The sequence below is a fragment of the Pseudomonas sp. SDO52101_S400 genome (assembly GCF_054071635.1).
The window spans coordinates 17,813-35,756 of sequence record NZ_JBSVWF010000035.1 but is presented as its reverse complement, the minus strand read 5'-3'; the positions used below and the strand labels follow the sequence as shown (position 1 = coordinate 35,756).

14 protein-coding genes are annotated in these 17,944 nt (G+C 61.5%); 7 read left to right on the top strand and 7 right to left on the bottom strand.

The window, feature by feature from the left end; genetic code table 11:
* Positions 1–84 precede the first annotated feature (84 nt).
* On the top strand, positions 85–1,491 hold the full coding sequence (locus tag ACW9HX_RS18265) for a type VI secretion system Vgr family protein (protein ID WP_457381663.1): 1,407 nt from the start codon (positions 85–87) through the stop codon (positions 1,489–1,491).
* 3 nt (positions 1,492–1,494) lie between these two features.
* Here ACW9HX_RS18265 and ACW9HX_RS18260 read toward each other — a convergent pair whose 3' ends face one another.
* Positions 1,495–2,892, bottom strand: coding sequence for an FAD-dependent oxidoreductase (locus tag ACW9HX_RS18260; RefSeq protein ID WP_457381662.1), 1,398 nt, complete (start codon positions 2,890–2,892; stop codon positions 1,495–1,497).
* 66 nt (positions 2,893–2,958) lie between these two features.
* Positions 2,959–4,284, bottom strand: coding sequence for an MFS transporter (locus ACW9HX_RS18255; RefSeq protein ID WP_457381661.1), 1,326 nt, complete (start codon positions 4,282–4,284; stop codon positions 2,959–2,961).
* A gap of 270 nt (positions 4,285–4,554) precedes the next feature.
* Between ACW9HX_RS18255 and ACW9HX_RS18250 the strand changes: the two genes are divergently transcribed.
* Positions 4,555–5,454, top strand: a complete 900-nt coding sequence (locus ACW9HX_RS18250; protein WP_457381660.1) for a LysR family transcriptional regulator — start codon at positions 4,555–4,557, stop codon at positions 5,452–5,454.
* Here the strand turns inward: ACW9HX_RS18250 and ACW9HX_RS18245 are convergent.
* Positions 5,424–6,284, bottom strand: coding sequence for a LysR substrate-binding domain-containing protein (locus tag ACW9HX_RS18245; protein ID WP_248743230.1), 861 nt, complete (start codon positions 6,282–6,284; stop codon positions 5,424–5,426). The genes ACW9HX_RS18250 and ACW9HX_RS18245 overlap by 31 nt on opposite strands.
* 113 nt (positions 6,285–6,397) lie before the next feature.
* Here ACW9HX_RS18245 and ACW9HX_RS18240 point away from each other — a divergent pair, with 113 nt between their 5' ends.
* The 3 genes from ACW9HX_RS18240 (at position 6,398) to ACW9HX_RS18230 (ending at position 9,137) form a co-directional block, all read left to right on the top strand.
* Entirely contained in the window at positions 6,398–7,507 is a 1,110-nt protein-coding gene (locus ACW9HX_RS18240; protein ID WP_457381659.1) for a 2-aminoethylphosphonate--pyruvate transaminase, read from the top strand.
* 57 nt (positions 7,508–7,564) lie between these two features.
* The gene (phnX, locus tag ACW9HX_RS18235) at positions 7,565–8,392 is read left to right on the top strand and encodes a phosphonoacetaldehyde hydrolase (RefSeq protein WP_115078526.1); all 828 of its coding nucleotides are present in this window, start codon (positions 7,565–7,567) and stop codon (positions 8,390–8,392) included.
* A gap of 190 nt (positions 8,393–8,582) precedes the next feature.
* Complete coding sequence (locus ACW9HX_RS18230; RefSeq protein WP_457381658.1) at positions 8,583–9,137, top strand: cytochrome b; 555 nt, start codon at positions 8,583–8,585, stop codon at positions 9,135–9,137.
* Here the strand turns inward: ACW9HX_RS18230 and ACW9HX_RS18225 are convergent.
* Both ACW9HX_RS18225 and ACW9HX_RS18220 read right to left on the bottom strand, forming a co-directional pair.
* Entirely contained in the window at positions 9,134–10,042 is a 909-nt protein-coding gene (locus ACW9HX_RS18225; protein WP_457381657.1) for a 1-aminocyclopropane-1-carboxylate deaminase/D-cysteine desulfhydrase, read from the bottom strand. The genes ACW9HX_RS18230 and ACW9HX_RS18225 overlap by 4 nt on opposite strands.
* 174 nt (positions 10,043–10,216) lie before the next feature.
* Complete coding sequence (locus tag ACW9HX_RS18220; RefSeq protein WP_457381656.1) at positions 10,217–12,253, bottom strand: oxidoreductase; 2,037 nt, start codon at positions 12,251–12,253, stop codon at positions 10,217–10,219.
* 205 nt (positions 12,254–12,458) lie between these two features.
* Here ACW9HX_RS18220 and ACW9HX_RS18215 point away from each other — a divergent pair, with 205 nt between their 5' ends.
* Together ACW9HX_RS18215 and ACW9HX_RS18210 are read left to right on the top strand one after the other, a co-directional pair.
* Positions 12,459–13,589 (top strand): nitrilase-related carbon-nitrogen hydrolase, encoded by a 1,131-nt coding sequence (locus ACW9HX_RS18215; protein WP_457381655.1) that lies wholly within the window; start codon positions 12,459–12,461, stop codon positions 13,587–13,589.
* A 3-nt stretch (positions 13,590–13,592) separates the two neighbouring features.
* Positions 13,593–14,633, top strand: a complete 1,041-nt coding sequence (locus ACW9HX_RS18210) for an AraC family transcriptional regulator (RefSeq protein ID WP_457381654.1) — start codon at positions 13,593–13,595, stop codon at positions 14,631–14,633.
* Between the two features lie 315 nt (positions 14,634–14,948).
* Here ACW9HX_RS18210 and ACW9HX_RS18205 read toward each other — a convergent pair whose 3' ends face one another.
* On the bottom strand, positions 14,949–15,815 hold the full coding sequence (locus ACW9HX_RS18205) for a DUF2242 domain-containing protein (protein WP_457381653.1): 867 nt from the start codon (positions 15,813–15,815) through the stop codon (positions 14,949–14,951).
* Positions 15,816–16,040: 225 nt separating this feature from the next.
* On the bottom strand, positions 16,041–17,912 hold the full coding sequence (locus tag ACW9HX_RS18200; RefSeq protein ID WP_457381652.1) for a SurA N-terminal domain-containing protein: 1,872 nt from the start codon (positions 17,910–17,912) through the stop codon (positions 16,041–16,043).
* Between the last annotated feature and the right edge of the window lie 32 nt (positions 17,913–17,944).

Genomic DNA, 17,944 nt, shown 5'->3' with positions numbered 1-17,944 from the left:
TCTGAAAAACCGGTTTGTCATGACCATTTGGCAGCGCGGTTTCGTACCCTCTGCTGTCCGTATTGCCCGACAGAGCCCGTCCGAATGCTCAATGACAAGGAAAGTCCCTTCACGCTGACCCTCATCGAAGGTGGCCTGTGCCTGCCGGTACTGCGTTTCAGCGGCCATGAAGGCCTGAACCGGCCCTATCGTTTCGAAGTAGAAGTCGTTGGCCTGGCCCCGGCCATCGCCCCCGCCACCCTGCTGCATCGGTCAGCCTTCCTGCAGTTGAGTGAAGGTCATGGCCTTCACGGCACCCTTCACAGCGCCAGTTGTGAACATCGCGGCGCCCATCGGATCGGTTACAGCGTTGTGCTGGTGCCGTATTTGCAGAGGTTGGAACAGCAGCCCAGACGTCGGGTGTTCACCCGGTTGAGCGTGCCGGACATTCTCGAACAACTGCTCACCGAACATCGCCTGCCTGCGCACGGTTATCGGCTCGATCTGACAGTGGGACACTATCCGCCGCGTCCGTTCTGTATCCAGTACGACGAATCCGACCTCGCACTGTTGCATCGACTGTGCGAGGAGGAAGGCATCCACTATCACTTCGAGCACCGACCGGATGGCCATGTCGTGGTGTTCGCCGATGACAGCCTGTACCTGCCGCAGCCCCCGATACCCGTTCCCTTCCGTCCAGAGAGCGAGCCGCGATCCTGCGCCCTCAGCACGCTGTTCCTGCGTCACGACGCCGTCACGGCCCGGGTGTCACCCACCGTCCGTGAGCGCGGGCAGCCAGTCAACGAAAATGAAGCGGCCAATCACGCGGTAACAGGCGCCATCCCCCTGCGAGGATTCCCGCCATCCGGGCAACGCCACGCTGATCAACGCAGTCGTCGACAGCTGGAGCGCCAGCGCTGCCAGTACCGCTGCATTCAGGGGCGCAGCGATTGCACGCAATTGCTCAGTGGCCATTTGTTGCAGGTCACGGATCATCCTGTGGGGGCGTTCAACGAGCAGTGGCTGATCACCGAATTGCGCCATCAGGGACAACAGCCGTCGATTCTCGATCCGATGTCTGCACCCCGTCGTTATCACAACGATTTCACCGCACAGCCCTGGTCGACGGAGTATCGCCCGCCGTTGCGACAAACGCGCCCGAGCATTCCTGGCTATCACCCGGCGCAGGTACTGGGCCCGGTCGGGCAACCGCCGCAACTGGACGATCAAGGACGAATCGCCGTCCGGTTATGGCCTGCGCTGGCGCATAACGCCGACAGTGACGGGTTATGGCTGGCGATTGCCATGGTCGGCACCAGTGGCCGCATCGCCAGAGATGCACTACCGCGCGCCGGCAGCGAAGTGTGGGTGAGTTTTCTCGACAGCGACCCGGATCGACCGATCCTGTGCCTGGACGTCAGCCAACCCCGCCCGGCGCGCAAGGCCCCGGAACCGCACGATGACGGCCTGTTGCTCGACTGGCTGCTCAACCGCACCCCGCCTTCACCCTGATGCTCAACCCTTGTCAGCCTTGCCGGCGGCGGCAGCGAATTTGGCCAGACGTACATCAAGGTGCCGTGGCCGCCGCCCGTGATCCTCGGCGCGCTCCTTGCGGCGAATGGCGTTGCGCACCATCAGCGAGCCGAGATAGCGGATCGGCTCCGGCGGGAAATAACCCAACGGCCCGTTGACCAGCGGCGAGCGCGTCCACGAATTGTCGAGGCCTTGCACCAGCGAGGCGAGAATCTGCCCGCCCATGTGGCACGGCCCGACGCCGCTGCCGGAATAACCGAAACCGTAGAACACATTGCCGCTGGCGCTCATCTGGCCAAAAAACGGCAGGCCGGTAACCGAGCGGTCCGACGGGCCGTTCCACGTTGCGTCGACCTTCACATCTGAAAAAGCCGGGAAAAAATCGTCGAGGCTGTGCTTGAGCAATCCGGCGTAAGGCGATGGCTGGTCGAACACCGGAAGCATCCTACCGCCGTATGCGAAGGTGTTGCCGCCCTTGCCGAGCATGATCCGGCCGTCCGGGGTGTTGTGGTAGTAGTGCACGAAAATCCGCGAGTCGAGCACGGTCACGCCGCTGGTCAGGCCGATCTCCTGCAACAGTTCCGGGCGCGGTTCGGTGATCAACATGTCGCTGGAGACGATCGCCACGCTACGCTCGAACTGCGGAAAAGCCCGGGCCATCCACGCATTCATCGCCAGCACCACACGGTCGGCAACCACAGTGCCGCTGGCCGTCCGGATGCGCGCCGGACGGCCCTCCTCCAGCCCGGTCATCGCGGTGTTTTCGTGGATCCTGACGCCGAGTTGCAGCGCCACCCGGCGCAAGCCACGCACCAGTTTGCCCGGCTGCACACTGGCGGCTGCCGGCGAAAACCAGCCTTCCAGATGTTTATCTGAACCAGCCATTCGCTGCACGTCGGCAACGGGACGCTGGGTGAACGAATTGATGCCGTTGCGCTCGAGCGCTGCAATCACCGCATCGGTCGAGCCGCATTGCGCCCGGTTGGTGGCGGTGTAAAGCGTGCCATCCAGCCGGAAATCGGCATCGACACCGTACTGCTCGCAGAACTCGCCGATGGCGTGAATGCTCCGTTCGGATTCCTTGACCAGCCGCACCGCTTCTTCAACGCCGAACAGCCGCTCGAGGGTGAAATACTTCGCCGACCACGACAGCGCACAACCGCCGTTGCGCCCGCTGGCGCCGGCACCGCAGATGTCGGCTTCGATCAGCAGCACATCCAGTTCGGGGTTCTGCTGCTTGAGCATGATCGCCGTCCACAACCCGGTGTAACCGCCCCCGACGATGCACACATCGGTGCGCACTTCGCCTTGCAGCGACGGGCACGGTTCGGATGTATCGAGCTTCAAGGCCTGCTCCAGCCAAAACGGTCTCATGAACATTCTCCAGTCAGTCGGCCACGGCACAGCCTGCCGCGAACGCCGCAGCAGGCCGCGAGGCAAGGGTTTTCAGTTACGCAGGGGTTTGATGGTCAGGGCGCGATTGGGCACGCAGGCACGCGGCTCCATCACGCCGACCGGGCGGCTGTTCCAGTGCGGAATCAGCACCAGCGCCGAGAACAGCGCACAACCGGCGAACACGATGAACACCGTCACCGAGTCGAAGTAGCCCGGCAGCAATCCACCGAGCACTGCACCGACCGAGCCGCAGCCGTTGACGAATCCGGCCGCCGTGGCGCCAGCCTTGGCCTTGCCGAAATCGATGGCGGCCGCACCGCTGATCATCGAGTCCGGGCCGTACAGGGTCAGGCCCATCACGAACAACAGCACTACTACCAACATCACGCTGCCGGTGTGCAAGGCGCCCATGAACAGTGCGAGCGTCACGGTCAGCGCCAGCAGGCTCAGCACACAGGCCGGCATGCGCCGGGCGCCGAACAGTTTGTCCGAGGCCATGCCGATCATGATCGGGCCAAGCAGCCCGGCCAGTTCGAACGCGGTAGGAATGATCGCCGCCCCGACCTTGCCGACCGTCGGCATCTGTTCAAAGACGATCACCGGGCCCCACAACAGGATCGCGTAACGCGCCGGTTTCAGCAGAAAGTACGCCAGCCCCAGCACCAGCACCGTGCGGTTACGGAGGATTTCCTTGAGCGGCTCCCAGACACTGAGCTTGCTGTTGGCTTCCGCTTCCTCGGCACTGATGACCGGCTCCGGTTCCACCGCCGGCAGGCCGACATCTTCCGGTTTGTTGCGCTGAAAGATGAAGAACAACACCGCAACTGCCGCGACCACCGCCGCACTGGAAATGAACGCCGCGTGCCAGGTGCCGACCAGCGTGTACGCCCACCAACCGGCGAACGGTGACGCCACCAATCCACCGAAGGCGTAGCAGGAACTCCATAACCCCAGCACCCGCCCGCGCTGTTGCGAAGGAAAGAAACTGCCGAGGTTCTTGCACAACCCCGACCATCCGGTGGACTGCGCCAGCCCCTGAATCAACATGCAGGTGGCGAAGATCGGCAAGGTCGCGAAACTGCCCATCACCAGTGCCGCCGCAGCGGAAATCAGCAGGCCGCCGAGTACCACGACCCGTGGGCCAAAGCGGTCGGCGAGCATGCCCCAGGTGAACTGGCCGATGGCGTAGGCCGCCAGGTAAATCGCATCGAGGTTGGCCATGGCCATTTTGTCGAGCATGAAGGTGGGGTCTTCAGCGATGCCCAGTTTGGCCACCGAAAAGGCTTTGCGGGTGAAATAGAACGCGGCGTAAGCGAGCCAGGTGACAGCGAAGATCTGCATGCGCCAACGCGCAATGGTGCCGATGTGCTTGTTCATTGTGGTTCTGACCTCAGGGTGTGAGTGTGCCGGCAGAATCGTTAAGTAAACGCCTGTGTTTTTTATTGTTGAGCACTGCGATATCACCCCGTCCCTTCGGCGATACCGGTCAGATGAGTCCTGCTGTTGCACGCACAGGCTCATGGCCAGCGTCGCTGCCCGACTGGGCAGTCAGCGTTGGCGTGAGCGGATCAAAACAATTACTGTTTAATAAATAAAATCGATTTATCGTATTTCACAAATAAGCTCAGCTTGTTACTGGAGTCAGAAATGTCTGTTTCCCACGCCCAGCTCAAAGCCTTCCACGCCGTGGCCGTGCACGGAAGCTTCACCAAGGCTGCCGAGCGGCTTTATCTGACGCAACCGGCGATTTCCGACCAGGTGCGCAAACTCGAAGAACGCTTCGGCGTGTTGCTGTTCCATCGCAACAAACGCTCGGTGCGTCTGACGGATCTGGGCGAACGTCTCCTGGCAATCACCCAGCGCCTGTTCGTGGTCGAGGCCGAAGCCCAGGAGCTGTTGCAGGAATCCCAGGCCTTGCAAACCGGCAGCCTGATTCTGGCAGTGGACGCGCCAGTGCATGTGTTGCCGCAGATCGCCCGGTTCTGCGAGCGCTACCCGGGGATCAGCGTGAAGATCGAGACCGGCAACACCGATGAATCGCTGTTTCGCCTGTTCAACTATCAGGCTGATCTGGCATTGCTCGGGCGTGATGTCAGCGACGATCGCTTGCTGTGCGTGCCGTTGCGCAACGATCCGATGGTGGCATTCGTCTCGCGCCATCATCCATGGGCCGAGCGTGAATCAATCTGCCTGGAAGACCTGGACGACACGCCGCTGGTGCTGCGCGAACACGGTTCGGTGACCCGCCAGACCCTGGAAGAAGAAATGGCCCGCGCCGGTTTCCGCATCCGCCCGGCGATCCAGGTTGAAGGCCGGGAAGCGGCGCGTGAGGCGGTGGTCGTGGGGATTGGTGTGGGCGTGGTGTCGGCGGCGGAGTTTGGTGCGGACTCACGGGTCTGCGCGCTGCCGATCACCGATTGCACCCGGCGCTTGACCGAGACATTGGTGTGCCTGCGGGAGCAGAGTTCGCGGCGGGTGGTGGCGACGTTTCTCGAGATGGTGCGCGAAAGCCTCGTTCAGACCGGTGCCAATCCGAAAAAGGCCTGAATCAAGCGCAACTCCCGCCGCCGCTCCACGCAGCCGATCATGTGCCGGTTCACCAACCCTTCCCCCGCAATAGGAATCGCGACAACGCGGGGATCGTGGCTGACCTCCACCGATGACACCACGCCAACCCCCAGTTCAGCCGCCACCGCTTCCGTCACCGCCTCACGGCTGTCCAGCTCCAGCAACACCCGTGGGTTGACCGACGCCTGAGCGCAGGCCTGATCGAAGGTGCGCCGGGTAATCGAGCTCGGCTCGCGCAAGACCATGATTACCTGATCCAGCTCCTTGAGCCTGACTTCGCCACTGCGTGTCGCCCACGGATGCCCGGCCGGCACCAGTGCGCAGATCCGCGATTCGCTCAGCGCTTGCAGGTGCAGGCCCTTGCGCGGCTCGACTTCGGTCAACACCGCCACGTCAGCGTGCTCGGACAACAACGCCGCCAGGGTTTCCTGGGCATTGCCCAACCGCAAATTCACCGTGATCCCCGGATACCGCGCCCGCAGGCTGGCGAGCATCGGCATGACCATGTGCGGACCGTCCGCCGCCACCTCAAGTCGCCCGGTGAGCAACTGCCGGTTGGCTTCAAGCAGTGCCTGGGCCTCTTCGGCCATGCCGAACATCGCCCGGGTGATCGCCGCCAGTTTGGTGCCCTCCTCCGTCAACTCGACCCGGCGTGCCGTCCGTCGCAACAGCGTGATCTGGTAATGCTCCTCCAGCGCCTTGATGTGCCCGGTGACCGCCGGCTGGCTGATGAACAAGCGTGCGGCGGCACGGGTGAAGCTGCCTTCCCGGGCCACGGCATCGAAAGCGCGGAGCTGGAACAGGTTCATGGATAACCCTCACTGATGGCTGGCATAACAACAAACAATTTGATTGATGATCCGCCGAATTGCAACGTATGCCCCGTAGCTTCATCCCACAGCGCTATCGCGAGGACACACGAATGAGTACTGCCGCACCCATCCTGCTCACTCCCGGCCCGTTGACCACCTCGGCCCGCACCCGCCAGGCGATGATGGTCGACTGGGGATCATGGGATGACCGCTTCAATCAGCTGACCGCCAGCCTGTGCGAACAACTGCTGGCCATCATCAACGGCGCCGCCACTCACCACTGCGTACCGTTGCAGGGCAGCGGCACCTTCGCCGTCGAAGCCGCGATCGGCACCCTCGTGCCCCGCGACGGCAAGGTACTGGTGCTGATCAACGGCGCCTACGGCAAGCGTCTGGCGAAAATCTGCGAAGTACTGGGCCGCTCGTTCAGCACCTTTGAAACCGCTGAAGACGAACCGACCACCGCCGCCGACGTCGACCGCCTGCTGCGCGCCGACGGCGACATTACCCACGTCGCGCTGATCCACTGCGAAACCAGCACCGGCATCCTCAATCCGCTGCCGGAAATCGCCCAGGTCGTCGAGCAACACGGTAAACGCCTGATCATCGATGCCATGAGCTCCTTTGGCGCGTTGCCGGTGGATGCACAGCAAGTCCCGTTCGATGCGCTGATCGCCGCTTCCGGCAAATGCCTGGAAGGCGTGCCAGGCATGGGCTTCGTGTTTGCCCGCAAGGAATCTTTGGCCGCTGCCGCCGGCAACTCCCATTCGCTGGCGATGGACCTGTTCGATCAGCACAACTACATGATGAAGACCGGCCAGTGGCGCTTCACACCGCCGACCCACGTGGTCGCGGCGCTGCACGAAGCGCTGCTGCAATACAACGAGGAAGGTGGCTTGCCGGCACGGCATGCGCGTTACGCCGCCAACTGCCAGGCGCTGATGGAGGAGATGGGCAAACTCGGCTTGCGCAGCTTCCTGCCCGCCGCGATTCAGGCGCCGATCATCGCGACCTTTCACGCACCGAAAGATCCGCGCTATCAGTTCAAGGACTTCTACGAACGGGTCAAGGCCAAGGGTTACATCCTCTACCCCGGCAAGCTGACCCAGGTCGAAACCTTCCGCGTCGGCTGCATCGGCCACGTCACCCCGGAGCAGATGCGCGAAGCCGTCGCGGCGGTGGGTGAAGTGCTGCGCGAGATGGAAGTGCTCGACATCTGATTCAACCGACCCGCTCTCTCATTTGAATTGCCTTGCCCACACAGGATTCTGACCAACATGAACTACAACAACCCAACCCAGCTGCAAGCCGCCATCCTCGACTGGGCCGGCACCGTGGTCGACTTCGGTTCTTTCGCACCGACCCAGATCTTCGTCGAAGCCTTCGCCGAATTCGATGTCCAGGTCTCCATCGAAGAGGCCCGTGGCCCGATGGGCATGGGCAAGTGGGATCACATCCGTACCCTGTGCGATCAGCCGCAGGTTGCCGAGCGCTATCGCAAGGCGTTCGGTCGCACTCCGACCGACGATGACGTCACCGCAATCTACAACCGTTTCATGCCGCTGCAGATCGAGAAAATCGCCGAGCACTCGGCGCTGATTCCCGGCGCACTGGAGACCATCGCCAACCTGCGTCAGCAAGGAATCAAGATCGGCTCCTGCTCCGGTTATCCGAAGCAAGTGATGGACAAGGTCGTGGCACTGGCCGCCACCAACGGCTACGTCGCCGACCACGTGGTTGCCACCGACGAAGTGCCGAACGGCCGCCCATGGCCGGCCCAGGCTCTGGCCAATGTGATTGCGCTGGGCATCGACGATGTCGCCGCCTGCGTGAAAATCGACGACACCGTGCCGGGGATTCTCGAAGGTCGTCGCGCCGGGATGTGGACCGTGGCGCTGATCTGCTCCGGTAACGCGCTGGGCCTGGATTACGAAGGCTACCGCGCACTGGGCAGCGACGCCCTGGCCAGCGAACGCAAGCGCATTCACGCGCTGTTCGAAGGTTCGCGTCCGCACTACATGATCGACACCATCAGCGATCTGCCGGAAGTGATCGCTGACATCAACAAGCGCCTGGCCAACGGTGAAATGCCGCAAAGCAGCTGATTACGCAGCCTGCAGCAAACAAAAACGCCAGTGTCAGCACGACATTGGCGTTTTTTTATGGGCAAACCCCTGATTTCACGCAATGAAAGAGTTTTTAGACACGCGCAAATCGGCCAAAGCGGATTACAGTTAAAGCATGCCGTCGCTCAAGAACGGCACGTTTCGACCCTGATCCGTGAGGAAATACCGTATGCCGTGGACAAGTTCCGAATCACGCTACAGCACTGTGTCAGTCCTGTTGCACTGGTTGATGCTGGTGTTGTTGGTGCTGGTGTATGCCAGCATGGAATTGCGAGGCATCTTTCCCAAGGGCAGTGGTGGCCGCTCGCTGATCCGCGAAGTGCATTACATGCTCGGCCTGACCGTGTTCGTGCTGGTGTGGTTTCGCCTGCTGGCCCGCAGCATCGGCCCGGCGCCGAAAATCTTCCCAGCTTCACCGCAGTGGCAGACCATGCTGGCCCGGCTGATGCACTGGGCCTTGTACCTGTTCATGATCAGCATGCCGATCCTCGGTTGGCTGATCACCAGCGCCGAGGGCCATCAGGTGATGTTCTACGGTTTCGACCTGCCGTTGCTGGTGAGTGAAGACAAGGCCTTCGCCAAACAGGTTGAACACTGGCACGTACTGATCAGCACGATTGGCTACTGGCTGATCGGTCTGCATGCGCTGGCCGGGCTGTATCACCATTACGTGGTGGGCGACAACACCCTGCTGCGGATGATGCCCAAGCGCAACCAGGGTTAGCCGTCGAATCCTCTTCGGCCCTGCAAGCCGCCGGTGTGGACGAAGATCAGTCGCGTTCCACGGGCAAAGCGGCCCGCCTCGATCTGCTGTTTGAGCGCAAGCAAAGCCTTGCCGGTGTACAGCGGTTCGAGGGGAATGCCGCTGGCCTGTTCAGCCTGTGCGATGAACTCAAGCAACGTCGCATCGACCTTGGCGAAGCCGCCACGGCTGGCGTCGATCAACTCGTAGCCTCCGGTATCGCCGACAATCGCCTCGACATTGGCCGCGACGCCGTGATCGTCGGGTACGGCCATTGCGCCGTAAACCGGGTGTTGACCGTTCTCCGCCAGCACCAATCCAGCGAGCGTCGTGCCAGTGCCGCAAGCCAGCCACCAACCGTGATAGTCGTCCCAGCCGAGCTTGCCGAGTTGTTCACTGACTTGATCCTTCAGCGCCGCGCAACCCTGCGCCCCCGGCAACCCGCCGCCACCTTCAGGCACTGGATGCAGCGTCGGATACTGCGCCCGCCACGGTTGCCAGAACCCCGGCTCGTGCCGCGCCCGATAACCGCCATAACCGAGCCAGTGCAGTTGCATGCCGAAATCCTGCAGATCCCTGACCGTCGGCGTGTCCTGCGGATGCCCGCGCAATAGCCCGACCGTTGAGAATCCCAGGCGCTTGCCCGCAGCAGCCAGCGCATGCAGATGATTGGAGTGCGCACCGCCGAGACTGATGATGCCTTCGGCGCCCGCACGGTGGGCGGTTTTGAGATGTTCGACGAGTTTGAACCACTTGTTGCCGCTGATCAGCGGGTCGATCCGGTCCAGACGCAGGATCGCGACTTCAATGCCGGCGGCGGTGAGCCAGTCCAGATGAAGGGGTTCGAAAGGGGCTTGAGGTAGCCAGTCAGCGGGGGGAAGAAGCATTGGCGAATTATCAATCTAAATAAAGCCAGCATTGTAGTGGCTCTAAAGACGCCATCGCGAGCAAGCTCGCTCCCACATGGCTTTGTGCAGCTCACAACATCTGTGAACGACGCAAAACCTGTGGGAGCGAGCTTGCTCGCGATGGTCGCTGGCACGCTGGACCTGGTTGCAGCGTTACAGCTCGGCGGCCAGACGCGAACCCTGATTGATCGCACGTTTGGCATCCAGCTCGGCCGCCACATCGGCGCCGCCGATCAGGTGCACGTTCTGCCCGGCTGCCACCAGACCGTCGTGCAGCTCGCGCAGTGGATCCTGACCTGCGCAAATGACGATGTTGTCCACCGGCAGCACTTGCGGCTCGCCGGTTTCGCCGATGCGGATGTGCAGGCCTTCGTCGTCGATCTTCAGGTATTCGACGCTGTTGAGCATCTGTACCTGCTTGTTCTTCAGACCGGTACGGTGAATCCAGCCGGTGGTCTTGCCCAGACCGTCGCCGACCTTGGACTTCTTGCGTTGCAGCAGGAACACGTCACGCGCCGGCGCGTGCGGTGCAGCCTTGATCCCGGCCACGCCACCACGGGCTTCCAGATTCGTGTCGATGCCCCACTCTTTCCAGAACGCGGCGCGATCCTGACTGGTGGCCACACCTTCATGGACGAGGAATTCCGAGACGTCGAAACCGATACCGCCGGCGCCGATCACCGCTACACGCTTGCCGACCGGTTTGCGCTCGAGCAGCACATCCAGATAGCTCAGCACTTTGGCATTCTCGACACCCGGAATCGCCGGCAGACGCGGTGCAATACCGGTCGCCAGGATGACTTCGTCGTAACCGCCCTCGACCAGTTTTGCCACGTCGACGCGAGTGTTCAGGCACACCTCGACATTCGTGGTCTGCAATTTGCGTTTGAAGTAACGCAGGGTTTCGTAGAACTCTTCCTTGCCCGGTACGCGTTTTGCGACGTTGAACTGGCCACCGATCTCGCTGGCCGAATCGAACAGCGTCACTTGATGCCCACGCTCAGCGGCGACAGTGGCAGCGGACAGACCGGCAGGGCCGGCACCGACCACGGCGATCTTCTTGATCTGCTTGACCGGCAGGTAGTTGAGTTCGGTCTCGTGGCAGGCGCGCGGGTTCACCAGGCAACTGGTGAGCTTGCCGCCAAAGGTGTGATCGAGGCAGGCCTGATTGCAGCCGATGCAAGTGTTGATTTCGTCGGCACGGCCGGCGGCGGCCTTGTTGACGAAGTCCGGGTCGGCAAGGAATGGCCGCGCCATCGAGACCATGTCGGCATCGCCTTCGGCGAGGATCTGCTCGGCGACTTCCGGAGTGTTGATGCGGTTGGTGGTGATCAGCGGAATGCTCACCGAGCCACGCAGCTTGGCCGTGACCTTGCTGAATGCCGCACGCGGCACTTTGGTAGCAATGGTCGGAATCCGTGCTTCGTGCCAGCCGATGCCGGTGTTGATGAGGGTCGCACCGGCCTGCTCGATGGCTTTGGCCAGGGTGACGATTTCTTCCCAGGTGCTGCCGCCTTCCACCAGATCGAGCATCGACAGACGGAAGATGATGATGAAGTTCGGGCCGACCGCTTCGCGTACGCGGCGAACGATTTCCACCGGCAGACGCATGCGATTTTCGTAGCTGCCGCCCCAACGGTCGGTACGGTGGTTGGTATGGGCCGCGAGGAACTGGTTGATGAAGTAGCCTTCGGAACCCATGATTTCCACGCCGTCGTATTCGGCGGTCTGGGCCAGTACCGAGCAAGTGACGAAATCGCTGATCTGCTTCTCGATGCCTTCCTCGTCCAGCTCTTTGGGCTTGAACGGGTTGATCGGTGCCTGGATCGCACTCGGCGCGACCTGTTTCGGGCTGTAGGCATAACGGCCGGCGTGGAGGATCTGCATGCAGATCTTGCCGCCCGCCTCGTGCACGGCACGCGTCACGATACGGTGCTTGAGCGCTTCTTCCTCGGTGGTCAGCTTGGCCGCGCCGGAGTACACGCCGCCCTCGTCGTTCGGACCGATACCGCCGGTCACCATCAGGCCGACGCCGCCACGGGCACGCTCGGCGAAATACGCTGCCATGCGTTCGAATCCACCCGGCTTCTCTTCAAGGCCGGTGTGCATCGATCCCATCAGGGTGCGGTTGCGCAGCGTGGTGAATCCCAGGTCCAGCGGGGCCAGCAGGTGCGGGTAAGTGGCGGTCATCGGTAACTCCACAGCGAGCGATCACGGAAAATGCGGGAGCTCTGCGTCCCCCGTCAGTCATGTTCGACAGCCTAAGAGTCGCATCGCTGTCACTCAATGACCGTAACTGACAAGTTATTGATCCAAATGCGCAGCGCCCCTTGGCAAGCGCAGGTATGGGCCCTACCCTAGTCGCACACCCTGTACCCGGCTGTTGTTGGATTTCATGCGCAAACTTCTGTACCTGACCTTCTCCATGGCGCTCGTCGCCGCGCTCACCTTCTACGCCATGTGGGCGGCTGACCGCCCGGCCGGTCATTACCTGTCGGACTTGCGGATCAAACTGGCGGTCGATCAGGGCACCCGCGCCGATCGTGGCAACCTGCTGGGGATTCAGCCGGAACTGTTCCCCACCGACTACCAAACCCCGGAACGCCTGCATCGCAAACTCGCGGCTTATTTGCAGCAGGCGCAGAATCAGGGTTTGCTCAATGAAAAAACCATCGTGGTGCTGCCCGAACATGTCGGCACCTGGCTGATGATCAGCGGCGAGAAGGACGAGCTGTACCAGGCCCCTACCCTCGCCGAGGCGATGAACTGGCTGGCCGCCAGCAACCCGTTGCGGTTCGCCCGCGCCTGGCTCACCGCCAAGGGCAGCAGCCGTCTGGATGACGCCCACTTGCGGATGAAATCCAGAGACATGGCCAAGGACTATCAACTGCTGTTCGGCGGTCTGGCCAAGGAATTCCACATCACCCTGGTTGCCGGTTCGATCGTGTTGCCCGAACCGAACATCATCGACGGCCGACTCAAGACCGGTAGTGGCGCGCTGTACAACACCAGCGTGGTGTTCGGTCGTGACGGTGCACCGCTTGGCCAGCCACAGCGGCAGATGCGCCCGATCTTCGATCAGGACGACACGCCGCCGTCCACCGATGTCTCCCGAATCAATGTGATCGAAACCCCGGCCGGACGCCTCGGTGTGTTGATCGGCAATGACAGCTGGTATCCGGACAACTATCGCAAGCTCGATGAACAAGGCGCGCAACTGATCGCGGTGCCCGCGTTCGTCATCGGTCATGGTGTGTGGGATCAGCCATGGCAAGGTTACAGAGGCTTGAACGTGCCAGATTCTGTCAGCCTCAAACCGGGAGAAATCAGCGAAGGCCAGGCCTGGCACCGCTTGACCCTGACGGCACAACCGCCGGGCAGCCGGGCGATTGCCGGCATGAGCGTGTTCCTGCGCGGGCAGTTCTGGGACAAACCGAGTTCCGGGCAGAGCTTCCTCAGCAGCAACGGCCAGCAGTTCGCCGACGGCGAAGCCCGTGGCGCGCGCTTGCTGAACCTCTGGTTGTAAAGCATGAAGCCGCTGCCGATGCGCCTCGGGGATCTGTCAGTGGGCTTCGTTCATAGCCTCGCCGATGCCGTGCGCAGCCATGACGCCGATCCGCAACCGCTGCTCGAGCAATACGGCCTCGACGCCGCCCGGCTGGCCGAAGCCGGGGCACGCCTGTCGATCCCGCGCTACATGCGCCTGGGTCATGGCGCGATCCAATTGACCGGCGATCCGGCCCTTGGCTTGCGCATGGGTCAGCTCAGTCGTCTGAGCCAGGCGGGACTGGCCGGCGTCACCGCAGCGCAGGCACCCACCGTGCGCGAAGCCGCCCGCTGCCTGACGCGCTTCGAACCGTTGTACGGTTCCAATTATCGCGGTCAGTCGAGTTTCCACGAGGATGCCAGCGGCGCGTGGCTGCGTTTCTATTCGATCAGCCCGTACAACAACTACAACCGTTTTGTGGTGGATTCAATCATCGCCGGCTGGCTGCATCAGTTGTCCAGTGTCAGCCCCGAACCGCTGCGCGCCGAACGGATCGAGATCGAATTCGACACCCCGGATTATCGCGACGCCTACGCCGTGCTTGGCGAGTGCCCGATCCAGTTCGGTGCCGAACACAATCAACTGCGCCTTGGCCTCTCCAGCCTGGCCACACGCAACCCGGAGCATTGCCCCAGCACCTGGAAACATCTGCTGCAACTGTGTGAACGGGAACTGGAACAATTGACGCGAACCCGCAGCCTGCGTGAACGCATCACGCAATTGCTCGGGCCGTTGCTCAATGGTGGTCGCGAACCGGACCTGGAAGAAGTCGCGGCGCGCCTGAAGCTGCCAACGTGGACACTACGGCGCAAACTGGCCGAAGAAGGCACGCAGTTTCGCGCGATCCTCAATGACACTCGCCGTGACCTGGCGATGACCTATATACGCGACACCGAACTGGCATTCGGTGAAATCGCCTACTTGCTCGGGTTTGCCTCGGCCGAAGCTTTCCAGCGCGCCTTCAAGCGCTGGAACGGCCAGACACCGGGCGAGTTCCGCCGCAGTCACCGCAAAACAGGCTGAAGCGTCAGAGCTCGGTGGCGTCTTCCGCAGGCTCCGGTGAATCCAGTTCGTAGGCCTGGAATTCGAGCAGTTCTTCTTGATAGTCATCCATCGTGTAATCCCCCTAACTGCTTTGCTGAAATGGCCTGGAGCAAATGACCAGTGCCTCGAGCATAAAGTGCCCGTATGAAGGAAAAATGAAACGCGACCTTCATGAAATAAACGTAGCAGGCGGTCAGGGATTTATCGCGGGGATATTTTCAGAATGTGTGAGGCGGGATTTCAGATCACACATGAATCGAAGCGGGAGCGACGTTGCATCGCTCCCGCAACCAATCAATGCCCGGTTGGCATTGCCGGGATCGGCTCGGACGGCGGCGGCAGATCCGTCGGATTGGCCGGAGGTGTGATGACCTCCGGTGCCGGCGCGGTTGCTGGAACCAGCTCCGAACCCGGCGCGGGGGTGATCGGTGCCGCTTCAGCAGGTGGAACGACCGGCTCCGAACTGACCGGAGTCGGCTCTGTGGGGGCCGGGGTCGCAGCAGGTGCGGCGGCCGGGGCTGGGGCCGGAGTCGGTTCAGCCGCTGGCGTCGGAGCCAATGGGGCCGGGGCAGCCTTGGGTTCCGGCACGCCCAGATCGGCCTTCGGCTTCTCGGTGATGTGCGCAGCTTTCTTCGCATCCGCCGGCAGGAACAACTCAACCAGGGTGAAGAAGCGCTCGTAGAATTTCTGCGAGGACACGGTTTCGCTGGCCACCTTGACCATCGAGTCGTCAGAGGAACCGATCGGCATCGACACCGAGCCCAACACGCCAACACCCAGGCTGGCCGAGTTGTTGGTCTTCTTCAGCGCGTAGCGGTCCTGCAAGGCGTTGGCAAACACGGTGGCATGATGCCCGGCGCTGCCATCATCGGCACACACGACGTTGAAGCTGATCTCCAGGTGGGTTTCACCGGTCTGCTGGAAGCTCTTGTGTCCGCTGACCAGTTTCGGGTCGCTGCTGGTGATGATGTAGCCCTGGCTGAGCAACGCCCGGCGGGCCGCTTCGCAACTGGCGGTGTCGGTGACCGGGTAATTGCGCGAAAAGGTGCCGGAATCGTCGAAGTTCTCATGCTCGTAGATAGGCTTGTCCTTGGAGCAGCCGGCAGCGGCGGTCAGCAACAACGCCAACCCGATGAAACGCACGGGAATAGAATTCAACATTAAACATCCTGAGGGAAAAACGGTCCGGGGCGTATTGTGCAACATATCGCTGCCCCGCGGCGTACGGATTAGTGTCTTAAAACAGTTACAACTCTACCGGTCATGGGTGCAGGGAAAAAGGCAAACCGGCCAATGCTCGATGAAAATCCTGTCACCCAGTGATTGATAGGCAAAAAAAAGCCCCGAATGTTCATCCGGGGCTCTTTTTTTTCGCTCAATCAGACATCAGAAACGCTTGATGTCCGCTTCGCTTTCCAACTGCTTGCGGTACGCCGCGAAGTCTTGCTGACCTTCACGCGAGGCGAGGAAGCGACGGTATTGCGCTTTCTCTTCATCGGTCGGCGCAGCGGCTTCGTTCACAGCGTTCAGGCGCACGATGGTCAGGCTGCCATCAGGCAGTGTCACGCTGCTGAAAGTCGGCTTGTCCTTGCCTGCCGGTTTCGGCATGCGGAACAGTGCTTGCAGCACGGCAGGGTCAACACCTTCCTGGGCTCGGGTTGCGGCCTGAGTCACTTTCCAGTTCTGACCGTCGATTGCCTTGTCCAGCGGAGTCTTGCCATCACGCAGACCGGCGATCAGTTGCTCTGCCTTGGTCTTGGCTGCAGCGCTGGCGTGCTCTTTGGCCAACTGGGTGCGAATGGCAGTCGCCACGGCTTCCAGCGGCAGTTGCGCAGGCTTGAGGTGTTCCTTGGCACGCAGCACGATCACGGTTTCCGGATCCAGTTCGATGGCGGTGCTGTTGGCACCCTCATCCAGTACTTCGGTGCTGAATGCGGCAGTCACCACAGCGCGGTTGGCTGCAACACCTTCGCCACCTTCACGGCCGAACGGCTTGGAGGTGTGCACGGTCAGTTTCAGATCCTGCGCCGGCTGAGCCAGGTCAGACGCTTCGAAGGAAGAGTCTTCCAGTTGCTTGGTCGCCTCGACGAAACGCTGCTCGACTTGCTGGGTTTTCAGCTCGCGGGTCAACTTGTCTTTCAGGCTGGCGAAAGTCGGAACTTCCGGTGCTTCGACGCCCAGCAGCTTGATCAGGTGGAAACCGAAGTCGGTGCGAACCGGCTCGGACACTTGATCCTTGTTCAACGAATACAGGGCTTTTTCGAAAGCCGGATCGTAAACGCCTGGACCGGCATAACCCAGGTCGCCACCATTGTTGGCCGAACCCGGATCCTGCGAGAACTCCTTGGCCAGCGCTTCGAACTTCTCGCCCTTGGCCAGGCGCGCCTGAATGTCTTCGATCTTCGCCTTGGCCTGAGCCTCGGTGGTCTTGTCGTTCACTTCGATCAGAATGTGTGCCGCACGACGCTGTTCCGACAGGTTGGCGATCTCTTTCTGATACGCCGCCTGCAGGTCTTCGTCCTTGACGGCGACCTGGTCGAAGAACGAAGCCTTCTTCAGCTCGAGGTAATCGATGACCACCTGATCAGGGGTCATGAACTCCTTGGCGTGCTCGTCGTAGTAAGCCTTGACCTCATCGTCGGTCAGCTTCACGGCGGCCGGGTCAGCCTTGATGTTCAGCGAGGCGAAATCACGAGTCTGTTTTTCCAGACGGGCGAACGCCAGCACTTGAGCGTCAGTCACGAAACCGCTGCCCGCCACACCGGCGCGCAGTTGGCCGATCAGCATTTCCTGAGCCAGCATCTGGCGGAATTGCATACGGCTGTAACCCAGTTGACGGATCACCTGGTCGAAACGGTCGGAACTGAACTTGCCGTCAACCTGGAATTCAGGTGTTTGCAGGATCACTTGGTCCAGGGCCGCTTCGGAGAAAGCGAACTTCGACTTTTCTGCGCCTTGCAGCAGCAGTTTGCGATCGATGAGACCCTTGAGGGCCGATTCGCGCAGCATTTTTTCGTCGAGCAAGGAAGCATCGAAGTCCTTGCCCAGCTGTTGCATCAGCTGACGGCGTTGCATGTCAACGGCCTGACTCAGCTCGTTCTGGCTGATTTCTTCACCGTTGACCTTGGCCGCCTCGTTGGTGTGAGTCGTGGCCTTGAAAATGGCGTCGAAACCGGTCAGAGCCATCAGTGCAACGATGACTCCGATAATGGTCTTGGCAATCCAGCCTTGTGAATTGTCCCTGATATTCTGCAGCATGCGTCCCCCAGAAACGGTTGAACTTCAAAAAT